The organism is Flavobacterium sp. XS2P24, assembly GCF_030010285.1.
GTDB lineage: Bacteria > Bacteroidota > Bacteroidia > Flavobacteriales > Flavobacteriaceae > Flavobacterium > Flavobacterium algoritolerans.
Genome location: NZ_JASCRU010000018.1, coordinates 1 through 12013, shown reverse-complemented (window position 1 = coordinate 12013; position 12013 = coordinate 1). Strand labels below are relative to the sequence as shown.

At 32.7% G+C, this 12013-nt stretch carries 8 protein-coding genes; 2 read left to right on the top strand and 6 right to left on the bottom strand.

The features are described from left to right. Positions 1-15: 15 nt before the first annotated feature. The 4 genes from QLS31_RS11595 to gcvP form a co-directional block, all read right to left on the bottom strand. Entirely contained in the window at positions 16-1074 is a 1059-nt protein-coding gene (locus tag QLS31_RS11595; RefSeq protein WP_099713468.1) for a ketoacyl-ACP synthase III, read from the bottom strand. 347 nt (positions 1075-1421) lie between these two features. Then, positions 1422-2969, bottom strand: coding sequence for a DUF6770 family protein (locus QLS31_RS11590; protein WP_282729683.1), 1548 nt, complete (start codon positions 2967-2969; stop codon positions 1422-1424). 23 nt (positions 2970-2992) lie between these two features. Further along, positions 2993-4339: a M48 family metallopeptidase gene (locus QLS31_RS11585; protein WP_282744002.1), complete on the bottom strand. Its 1347-nt coding sequence runs from the start codon at positions 4337-4339 to the stop codon at positions 2993-2995. 95 nt (positions 4340-4434) lie between these two features. Then, on the bottom strand, positions 4435-7284 hold the full coding sequence (gene gcvP / locus QLS31_RS11580; protein ID WP_282744000.1) for an aminomethyl-transferring glycine dehydrogenase: 2850 nt from the start codon (positions 7282-7284) through the stop codon (positions 4435-4437). Positions 7285-7431: 147 nt separating this feature from the next. Between gcvP and QLS31_RS11575 the strand changes: the two genes are divergently transcribed. After that, positions 7432-8244 carry a hypothetical protein gene (locus tag QLS31_RS11575; protein ID WP_282743999.1) on the top strand — a complete coding sequence of 271 codons (813 nt, stop codon included), beginning with the start codon at positions 7432-7434 and terminating at the stop codon, positions 8242-8244. On the opposite strand, the gene QLS31_RS11570 is transcribed toward QLS31_RS11575, so the two are convergent. Together QLS31_RS11570 and QLS31_RS11565 are read right to left on the bottom strand one after the other, a co-directional pair. Then, on the bottom strand, positions 8224-8685 hold the full coding sequence (locus QLS31_RS11570) for an SRPBCC family protein (RefSeq protein WP_282743998.1): 462 nt from the start codon (positions 8683-8685) through the stop codon (positions 8224-8226). The genes QLS31_RS11575 and QLS31_RS11570 overlap by 21 nt on opposite strands. Before the next feature lie 249 nt (positions 8686-8934). Continuing rightward, entirely contained in the window at positions 8935-10962 is a 2028-nt protein-coding gene (locus QLS31_RS11565; protein ID WP_282743997.1) for a M3 family metallopeptidase, read from the bottom strand. 227 nt (positions 10963-11189) lie between these two features. Between QLS31_RS11565 and QLS31_RS11560 the strand changes: the two genes are divergently transcribed. Further along, entirely contained in the window at positions 11190-11861 is a 672-nt protein-coding gene (locus tag QLS31_RS11560) for a hypothetical protein (RefSeq protein WP_282743996.1), read from the top strand. Positions 11862-12013 lie beyond the last annotated feature (152 nt).

Sequence of the window (12013 nt, the reverse complement as noted above, 5' to 3'; positions counted from 1 at the left end):
GTGTTCCTCACAATTTTAATATCTGTAAACAAATGCGTTGATGTTCATTCCTGCTCCTACGGATGCAAAGATTAGAACATCGCCTTTTTGTATGGATTGGTTTTCTATTTCTCCGCGAATTAACAAGTCGAAAAGAGTAGGAACGGTGGCTACACTGCTATTTCCTAGTTCATGAATGCTCATGGGCATGATATCTTTTGGAACGGGTCTGTCGTATAATTTGTAAAAACGTTGAATTATAGCTTCATCCATTTTTTCATTGGCTTGATGGATAAGGATTTTTTTTACGTCATCAATGCCTAATCCGCTTTTGTCCAAACAACTTTTCATTGCAGCAGGAACTTGGCTTAATGCAAATTCGTAGATTTTACGTCCATACATTTTTATGTAACGAATATCTGGATCTAAATCTGGGTTGTATGATTTTCCAAAGAACAAGTAATTAGCTTCATCATTTGCGTAAGTAGCACTTTCGTAAGCCAACATTCCTGTTTCATCATCAGAAGCTTCAATGATAGAAGCACCTGCGCCATCAGAATAAATCATGGAGTCTCTGTCATGCGCATCAACTACTCTGGAAAGGGTTTCAGCACCAATTACCAAACAGCGTTTTGCCATGCCGGATTTTATAAATGCATTGGCTTGAAGTACGCCTTCAATCCAGCCTGGGCACCCAAAAAGGATATCGTAAGCAACGCATTTTGGGTTCTTTATTTGTAATTTATTTTTAACACGTGTGGCTAAACTCGGAATCATATCGGATTGAGTTGTTCCAGATTTTACATCACCAAAGTTATGAGCAAAGATGATATAGTCAATCGTTTCCGGATCAATTCCTGCATTTTCTATTGCTTTTTGAGAAGCAAAAAAAGCTAAATCAGAAGAAGTGTATTGGTCTTCGGCATAACGTCTGTGTTCAATACCGGTAATTCCTTTAAATTTATTAATGACTACTTCATTAGGGTATCCAAAAGCTGTTCCGTCTTCATTCAAAAAAACATGTTCACTAAAGTCAGTATTGCTTACTTTTTTCTCAGGAATATAACTTCCTATTCCAGTTATTTTTATTTTCATCGGGTTGTTTTTCCAAAAATTCAGGCTAATTTAATAATAAATAAATTACTATACTCACAAAATTTACTATGCATGCATATAATTGTGAAATAATAATTTATTGGCAAAAATATTGATTATTTTATTACGAATTGCAAAAAACGATGCGATATTTATTTCCTAATTGTTGCAATTGATAAAATTGATATTTTGAGGAATTGTAATTCATATTTTATTTGTGTTTAAATACTATTATAAGATTGTTTCTAAGCTATGACTTTTTTTGATGAAAACATTAATTAGAAATTATACTTAGATTAAGTATACAAAAATAAAAAAGAGCCACTAACAAGTGGCTCATAAGGGAACTATTTAATGTTTATTTTTTCTAAATGTATATTTATTTCTTTTAATTTTTTATCATATTCCAGTAATAAAACATTTCCAACTTTTGCTGGTAAAACTCGAAAATCAGTATTGTTATTATCGCTTTTTAAATAAATTTTATCTTCGGATAGTTGTCCATTATCACAAATTATAGTTTTAAAAGCGCTTTTATTTTTTTCTCCTTTTAATCTTTCATAATCTATGAAACAAGCGTAGAAGCGATCATTTGTTTTGTCTAGTTGGGTGTATTCATAATCAAATGCTCCATAGGCTTTTAATGCGTGTGCGTTTAATTGAGGGCTCCCAAAATCAGATAAACTTGGAGCTCTTGATTTTCCTTTTTCAAATTCTTGAATTCCTGTAAGTTTAAAATCAGAGTTGAACTTAAAGACTACAGAATTTGTAATTGTAAGTTGTGTGACACTTGCTCCACCGCCACCACCGCCTAATATAGATAATGTTGTTAGTGCTATACCTCCAGCACTTGCGGTTCTTTTATAGAATTCTCCAATGGCATAATACTCATTGTTTTTTGTTCTTGCAATATTATGGAAATAAATGTATCCTTTGTCTTCAATGTAGTTTCCACTTACTTTTGCAATTTTAGCAACATCTTCTTTCCAACTAGTGAAATTTTCTTTTAAAGTTTTTCCTGATAAATCGACAACTTCTGTAAACAGGCCTAAACTTTTATCATCAATGATATTATCACCTTCTTTAAAATATTCCCCCATTAAAACAACATTATTGTCTTTGTCAAGGAATGCATTATTAATTAATCTGGGTTTACTGTTTTTGCTATATTCTTTTTCATATAATAAAACACCTGTATTTACATCAATAATTTTTGTCTTTAAAGTAAGTTTTCTTGATAAAAGACCTGGTTTTGATGTTTCTAGAGCAACAATTACTTTATCATTTACTTCAATAGGATTTATTGCCAACATTTCTTTTGAATCATCGGGAGAGTTATATTCCCATGATTTTCCACCATCAGTTGGGTAGTATTTTAAAGAGTATCCTATTTTCTTATTGTCTTCAAATTTGTTGAAAATGAATCCTTTATTTTCAACAGGAAATATAATATTAAAATCACCAGTTTGTTGCATGTATTGGATATAACGGATTTCTTTGCTTTCTAAAGGAATGTCAATAGTTGGTAATTGGTTTACTTTTTTATCATAGCTTAGTAGGCTTATTTTCTTTTCTTTAAAATTAGCCATTGCAAACATTATTCCTTGATTGTTAAAGCTACTTTTCATCAAAAAAGTATTTTTATTGTCAATGTATGTTTTCTTAGCAACTTCCACTAGATTTTTATCTAAAACTTGAATTGCAAACTCACGGTCACCTTTTTTTAGTTTATCTAATTCATAGAAAAAATAATAACCATCAACATCTTTCTCTTTGTTTAGGATAGCTCCTGAATTCTTTACTTTAAAAGTATTGACTTCGTTAATTTTTTTTTCTTGTGCAAATGTCAAATTTGCCACAAAGGAGATTAAAAGTAAAGTACTGATTCTTTTCATAATTGGTTTGTATTTGATTTGTATTAATTTTTATTTAAACTCTTGAAAAAAGTATAAGCATCTTGAAATTCAGTATCGTCTTTGGATATCAATTCATTTTTTTGACAAAAATAATAACCAATTTTCCTTAGGTCTTTTAGCTCAAGATTGTTTAAAAATAACCGTATTTCATTGATGTATTTTTCTTCGGAAAAAGAGTTTATGGGACCTACATATTTTCCGAAGACATGTTTTTCTTTTAAAACGTATACTTTTTTTAATAAGTAAGCAACATAACTATTAAAGGCTTTTTTATTCAATTCATTTTTTTTATGAAGAGATAATAATTGGTATAAGGCAAAGTCTAATTTAGAGTCGTCAAAAAAGATTTTAATGCTATTTTCAGATGTTTTTTTTTGGACTAATTCTATTTCGTTTTTAGTTGTATTTGTGGTTGTGATAGTATAATTGTGAATTAGGTTTTCTATACGAAGTGGAATGTTAGGATGTGTTTTTAATGAATCTTTGTCAAATTCTAAATCATTTACACTTTCAGTAGTGTCAAACATTTTGTCTTCTTTTTCAATCCATACTTCTTTAAATGGATATTCTTCAAATGTGAAATTTTGTTTTAAATCGGTTAGATTATTAAAAAGTATACCGTCAGTCATATCCAGTTTTTTTAGAATATTTATTGAAGCCTGTTTGTTGTATTTTGTATTATTAAACATAGTGAAACCAAGTGAGTCAGCTTGGGTCTCTGCACTTCTGCTTCGTTTCATGAAATTAAATTTCAAATCCTTTAATAATAAAGTTACAGCTGACCTTCGACCATATTTTTTATTGGAGGCGGTATTTAGTTGTTGTTTGACGTCCTTAGAGTTGAATGTTTCTAGATACTCTTCGAGAGCTTTGTCATTATGTTTTAAAATATAATGTGCTAATTCATGACAGATAATAAAAGCCATTTCATCATTATTTTCAATAAGTGAGAATAGGCCTAAATTAATTGAGAATATTCCGTTCCCATAACAGGCAGCATTAGGAATGAGTGATTTGTTAATCAGGAAATAAAAATTTTTCGAATCAATTTTGGGATTTGAATGGTATACTTCGGTAAGTATTTTTTGAAGAAATCCATTAATGGTTTTGTCAAAAATAAATGTGCTGTCCTCTACATCTTTTAAAAAAGATACTTTTCTCTCTAAAAGTATTTCTTTCGCTTTCTTTCGTTGATTAGTGCCGAACTCGTTTATTTTATTATTAGTTATTTTAGTAAGGTAATTTTCCAGCGAATCAATGCTGTTAGGGGAATAACTAAATCCATAATTTTGGGCTTGGCATGTTCCAAAGTACGATAGTAATAGAAATAATAAGAGTTTTGTTTTCAAAATATACTTGTAAGAATTGTTTTGCTAATACAAGTGTAATAAAAATGCCTCGATATATCGAGGCATTTTTGTTTTTTTTAAAATTAATTCAAAAATTAGTTTTCCATGTACGCTTCAATTGGCGCACATGAACAAACTAAATTTCGATCACCGTATGCTTCATCTGCTCTACGAACGGTAGGCCAGAATTTATTTTCGGCAATGTATTCTAATGGAAATGCTGCAGCTTCACGAGTGTAAGGGAAATTCCAAGTATCAGTAGTAACCATCATTAAAGTATGTGGCGCATTTTTTAATACATTATTTGGATTATCTAAAGTAGCGGCTTCAATTTCTTTTCTGATCGCAATCATAGCATCACAAAAACGATCTAACTCTTCTAAGTTTTCACTTTCAGTAGGTTCAATCATTAAAGTTCCGGCAACTGGGAACGAAACGGTTGGAGCATGAAAACCATAATCCATCAAACGTTTAGCAATATCAGTTACTTCAATTCCTTTTTCTTTAAATGGACGGCATTCCAAAATCATTTCGTGTGCCGCACGACCCATTTCTCCAGAATACAACGTATCATAGTGACCGTTTAATTTCTCTTTAATATAGTTCGCATTTAAAATTGCATATTCAGTAGATTGTTTCAAACCTTCACCGCCAAGCATACAGATATAACCATACGATATCAAACAAACCAATGCGGAACCCCAAGGTGCGGCAGAAATAGCTGTAATAGCATTTTCTCCACCTGTTGGAATTACTGGATTTGTAGGTAAAAATGGCACAAGTTGTGGTGCAACACATATTGGTCCTACACCAGGTCCACCACCTCCATGAGGAATAGCGAATGTTTTGTGTAAGTTTAAATGACAAACATCAGCTCCAATAGTTGCAGGATTTGTTAATCCAACTTGAGCATTCATGTTGGCACCATCCATATATACTTGTCCACCGTTATCGTGGATCAATTGTGTGATTTCTTTGATTGCGCTTTCAAAAACACCGTGAGTTGATGGATATGTTACCATCAAGCAAGAAAGATTGTCTTTGTGAAGAATTGCTTTTTCACGTAAATCTTCTACATCAATATTTCCATTTTCCAATGTTTTAGTAACCACAACTTTCATTCCTGCCATAGCTGCCGAAGCTGGATTTGTTCCGTGAGCCGATGATGGAATTAAAGCAATGTTTCTTTGGTGATCTCCTCTAGATTGGTGGTACGCACGAATAACCATTAACCCGGCATATTCCCCTTGCGCACCTGAATTAGGTTGTAATGTTGTTCCGGAAAAACCAGTAATGACATTTAATTGTTGTTCTAATTTAGCCAGCATTTCTTGGTATCCTTGCGCTTGATCTAATGGAGCAAACGGGTGAATGTTATTCCATTGTGCCATGCTTAAAGGCAACATTTCTGAAGCTGCATTTAGTTTCATAGTACAAGATCCCAATGAAATCATTGAATGATTCAATGCTAAATCTTTTCTTTCCAGCATTTTGATGTAACGCATCAAAGCGGTTTCTGAATGGTGTTTATTGAAAACATCGTGTTGTAAGAACGTTGATGTTCTGTTTACGTTTTCTGGGAAATGATTGGTTTCTGATAAACTGTCAATTGTAGTTGCCTGAGTACCTTTTGCGGAAGCGAAAACAGCAATAATTTTATTTAAATCACCAATACTTGTAGTTTCGTTTAAAGAAATTGAAATCGTATTTTCGTCGATGTAATAAAAGTTGATTTCGTTTTGTTCAGCAATCGCTTTTACTTTTTGTGCATTAGCCTTGATAACAATTGTGTCAAAGAAAGCAGTATTGGTTTGTTGTAAACCTAATTTTTCTAATTCATTTGCCAATGTTGCTGCCGAAGCATGTACTTTATTGGCAATATATTGCAATCCTTTTGGACCATGATATACAGCATACATTCCTGCCATAACTGACAATAGAACTTGTGCTGTACAAATATTTGAAGTTGCTTTATCACGTTTAATGTGTTGCTCACGTGTTTGTAATGCCATACGCAAGGCACGATTTCCATCCGTATCAACTGTTACACCGATGATTCTTCCTGGCATACTTCTTTTGTATTCTTCTTTTGTGGCAAAATAAGCAGCGTGTGGGCCACCGTAACCTAACGGAATTCCGAAACGTTGTGTAGTTCCAAGAACTACTGCAGCACCCATTTCTCCTGGAGGAGTCAGTTTTGCCAAACTTAAAATATCTGCAGCAACGGCTACTTTTATTTCGTTTTTAGCTGCTTTAGCGATAAAAGCGGTATAATCATGAACTTGTCCAAATTTCCCTGGATATTGAAGGATTGCTCCAAAATATTCCGATGAAAAATCGAATGTTTCATAGTTTCCAACTACTAATTCAACCCCGATTGGAGTAGAGCGTGTTTGTAAAACTGATAAAGTTTGTGGTAATATTTCCTCAGAAACGAAGAATTTATTGATGTTGTTTTTCTTTTGATCGCGTGAACGAACGTCAAAAAGTAACGCCATTGCTTCAGCAGCAGCAGTTCCTTCGTCTAATAAAGAGGCATTAGCGATTTCCATTCCGGTTAATTCGATAACCATCGTTTGAAAATTCAAAATCGCTTCTAAACGACCTTGTGCGATTTCAGCTTGATACGGTGTGTAAGCGGTATACCATCCCGGGTTTTCAAATACATTTCTTTGGATTACTGCTGGGATAATTGCGGCATTGTACCCTAAACCAATGTACGATTGAAAAACTTTATTTTTATTCCCTAATTTTTGAATGTGATTTGCAAACTCATATTCAGTCATTGCAGGTTCCAAGTCCAAATCAGATTTTAAACGAATATCACTTGGGATAGTTTCATGGATCACTTGGTCAAGTGTTGCTGCCCCAATTGTCTTCAACATATGTTCTAGATCATTTTCTCTTGGGCCAATGTGTCTTAATGCAAAAGCGTCTGTTTTCATTATATATAAAATGGGTTGTGTGTTTCTTGTTTTAAAAGGCTGTAAAAATAAATATTAATCTGCTATTAAAAGACTTTTTTAACTTGATTTTCTGTGAATTTTTCAACTAAAAGCCATTCTTGTTAACACTTTGATTAATTTTGTCTAATGAGGTTTTTGAAACTAATATTCGATTTTTATATTAATAGTAGCATCCACGTGGGTTTGTCTTGTTATGCCTTGGTTAGAATGACGCAACATATGTTCCACATTCCAGTAGATGAGCCAGTTGCTAACTTTGCTTTTTTTGGAACAATTGTAGGATATAATTTTGTAAAATATGATGCGCTGGCCAGAGTTCAAAGATTGCAAATGCGTAAGCAGTTAAAAACGATTGCTTTATTTAGCTTTTTTGCTCTTTTTTTAGTCGGATATTATTTTTTTAAGCTGCAAAGGATAACCCAAATAGTCGCATTAGTTTTCTTGAGTGTTACATTATTGTACACACTTTCCTTTTTTCCAAATAAGAAAAATGCCAGAAATTGGGCTGGTGTTAAAATTTATATTGTAGCATTGTGTTGGGTTGGAGTGACATTGGCTTTGCCAGTTTTGAATGCTCATGTTTCAATTACATCCGATTTCTATTTAAAATGCATACAGCGCTTTATCTTGATTTTTGTATTGGTACTTATTTTTGAAATTATTGATTTGGCAAAAGACGATCCGCATTTAAAAACCGTGCCGCAGCAAATAGGAGTGAAGCGCACTAAAATAGTAGGGTTGTTGCTTTTACTTCCGTTTTATTTTTTAGAATTTTTTAAAAGTAATTTTGACAAAAACCAATTGATTATCAACTTGATTTTAGTGATGATCATTTCGTTTTTTATTCTTTTTGCCAATGAAAAAAGGGCAAAATATTACACTTCCTTTTGGGTAGAAAGCGTGCCGATTGTTTGGTGGTTATTGCTTCTCATTTTCTGATAAAGCTTTCAGTGTCTTATTTCTTTCGATAATAAAATTAATCATGTGATTTTTCAAAAATAGTAAATCAAATAATTCTCCAAAAAAACCATAAGGGACTTCGTAATATAATTTATCCTTCACTATAGTAACTCCGTCTTTTTCATTAAATATATGTTCATGTCGGAATGATTTGAATTTTCCTTCCTCCATTTCATCGACAAAATAGTCGTAAAAGCTCATTGCTGTGATTCGGCTTTTATGAGTCAAATAAATACCAAAATGTTTGCCTCGCCAAGTGACAGTTTCTTTGTAATTGATTAAGCCGGAAGTGATTCCGTCGATTGCAGTTTCTTTTGTAAAATCAGCAGATTTTTGATGTGCATCAACATTTCTGGATAAATCAAAAACAGTTTGTATTGGGGCGTTTATTTTTGTTAAGACCTTAATAGTTGTCATCATGTTTAGATTTTTAGTTTGTCTTAAATGATAATTTTAGAATTAACAGAAAAAGAAGTTGTATTTAAATTCCTGATAAAAGCTAATTGTTTTAATGTAATTTTGATTTATTCAACTTAAAATCAAATAGTTAATTATTCAAAAGTAATATAAAAAAGTATTTTAATTTAAAATTAACTGACATTTTTTTTTAAAAAAACCGAAGCTTTCACTCCGGTTTCTAATGATCTAAAAATCTAATTGTTCAAGAATCTAAACCAATCCCGCTCTTCTTAATAGCGCTTCCGGTTTTGGTTCTTGTCCTCTAAAACGTTTGTACAAAATCATAGGATGCTCTGTTCCGCCTTTAGAAAGTACGTTTTCTTTGAATTTTGTAGCTACTTCTTTATTGAAAATACCTTTTTCCTGAAAATATTCAAAAGCATCAGCATCCAGAACTTCAGCCCATTTATAACTGTAATACCCTGAAGAATAGCCGCCTTGAAAAATATGGGAGAAAGAGGTGCTCATCGCATTTTCTTTTACTTCAGGATACAATTGTGTGGTTGCAAACTGTTCGGTTTCAAAAGCTTTGATGTCTTTGATATTGGAAGGGTCTTGAGCATGCCATCCCATATCCAATAATCCAAAACTCAATTGGCGCATCGTTGCAATTCCTTCTTGGAAACTGGCACTTTCTTTAATTTTATGCACTAATTCCATCGGAATCATTTCGCCAGTTTGATAATGATACGCAAACAAAGCCAAAGCTTCCGGTTCGTAACACCAGTTTTCTAAAATCTGGCTTGGTAATTCTACAAAATCCCAATATACACTTGTTCCGGATAAACTTGGGTATGTCGTGTTTGCCAACATTCCGTGCAATGCATGACCAAATTCATGAAACAAAGTCGTTACTTCGTTAAAAGTTAATAATGATGGTTTTGTTTCGGTAGGTTTCGTAAAATTGCACACAATTGAAATATGCGGTCTTTCGTTGATTTCCTTTTTGATGTATTGCGATTTAAAAGACGTCATCCAAGCACCGTTTCTTTTGCCTTTTCTTGGAAAGAAATCAGCATAAAAAACAGCAACCAGTTGGTTATCCTCGTCTTTTACTTCGTATGTTTTTACTTCCTCATGGTATTTATCTACTTCGAAAATTTCTTCGAAAGTGATTCCGTATAATTTTTGCGCTACTGCAAAAGCACCGTCCAGAACTTTCTCTAATTGAAAATAGGGCTTTAATATTTCATCATCTAAATTGAATAATTGTTGCTTCAATTTCTCCGAATAATATGCGCCATCCCATTTCTCTAGTTGTTCGATTCCGTGAAGTTCTTTTGCGAAAGCTGTCAATTGTGCAAATTCTTTCAAAGCTGCCGGTTTCGCTTTTTCCAATAAATCATTCGAAAATGTTTTCACTTTCTCCGGACTTTCTGCCATTCGTTCTTCAAGTACAAAATGAGCATGAGTGGCATAACCTAAAACCTGAGCTCGGTCAAAACGTAATTTTGCAATTTTAAGCACAATTTCCTGATTGTCAAATTCATTGTTTTGAAAACCTTTGGCACCAAAAGCGATTGCCATTTTCTTGCGCAATTCACGATTATCAGCATAGGTTACAAACGGAACATAACTTGGATAATCCAGCGTGAAAATCCAACCTTCTTTTTCTTGGCTTTTAGCCAAAGAATGAGCGGCTTCGATAGTTCCTTCCGGTAAACCGGCTAAATCAGATTCATTTGTAATATGCAATTGATACGCTTGTGTTTCGGCCAAAACATTTTCGCCAAACTGCAAACTCAATTTCGATAATTCTTTGTCTATTTCTCGCAATTGATTCTTTTTGTCTTCTGGCAAATTCGCTCCGTTTCTGGAGAAGCTTTTGTATTTTTTATCCAAAAGTGTGGTTTGTTCTGGATTTAAATTCAGTTTTTCTCGTTGCTCATAAACCGTTTTTACTCGGGCGAATAAATCAGGGTTAAGACGAACATCATTTCCAAATTCAGATAATAAAGGAGAAACTTCCTGAGCGATTTTTTGAATTTCATCATTCGTCTCCGCTGAATTCAAGTTGAAAAAGATACTTGAAATTCTATCCAAAACATCTCCGCTGAATGCTAATGCTTCAATGGTGTTTTCGAAAGTAGGCTGTATGGGATTTCTAACAATAGCATCGATTTCGGCTTTTGCCAATTCGATTCCTTTTTGAAAAGCAGGAAGAAAATCTTCGTTTTTAATTTTCGAAAAAGGTGCAGTATTATACTTTGTATTGAAATGGTGTGTTAAGATGCTCATTTGTATTTTTTAATAAAAAATAATTCGATGTTTAAAGATAACAAATGTACGGATTTAATAAAAAAAATGAAGTTGATAAAGCAATTGATTTATTTCAAAATCCCGTTGCTGATTGTGTTATTTAAATGTTATTTATTTCGTTTCACAGTAATAAAGCCCTAAATTGTAAAAAAAGATTGGTTTCTGAAGAAACAAATCAAAGTAAGAAATAAATATTCAAAGAAAACATGAACTATCAAATTACAATAAATAGCGCAAATACTGTAGACGAAATTGAAACCTATTGGACAAATGATGATTATATTAAACTGCTTGAAAAATTCGATTATCCGGATGCTTCGGATGCGGATGCTTCCAGTTTAAGAGAATTATTATTTATGGCGATTTCTGATTTTGAACCCAAAGAGGCAGCCGTAATCGTATTAGAATATAAATTATCAGAACATTTAAACGAAGGGCAAATTCACCAAATTTCTAATGATATGTTTTTGGATAAAGTGTGTGAAGAATATCCGGAGATCGGTTTGCATTCGACTTTATTTCATATCAATCAATTGCTTTTTAAAGCCTATAACGGTAAATTTCCTAATGCGAAAGCAACAATTATAACGGCAACAATTGCATCATTAGAAAGTGAAAATGAGATGCAGTTGACCAAAGAGAATGTGCTTAAATTATTGAGCAAAGGATTGTCTGACAGTAATCTGATCAAACGATTGTTTGATCACGCAATGAATGAAAATGCTCCTTTTCCGGAAGCTGAGGATGTTTTGTGGGATTTAACAACTGTGGATAATCTGAATTATACCATTACCACCTCTGAGTATTGGCTGAATAAAGAAGATATAATTGCTTCGGAATTTGAAGGAGTTTTAGAAATAGCAGTAGATGTGGAATAAATGATTCGAAATTTTAAATAAAAAAAGCTCCATTATAGACTGCACCCAAAAAGTTAGACAAATTTATAATTAATTTTGATAATAATGAGCTCGATATTTTATCGGGCTCATTTTGTTTAAATTTGATTTAATTCTTTCGTTGTTATAATAGA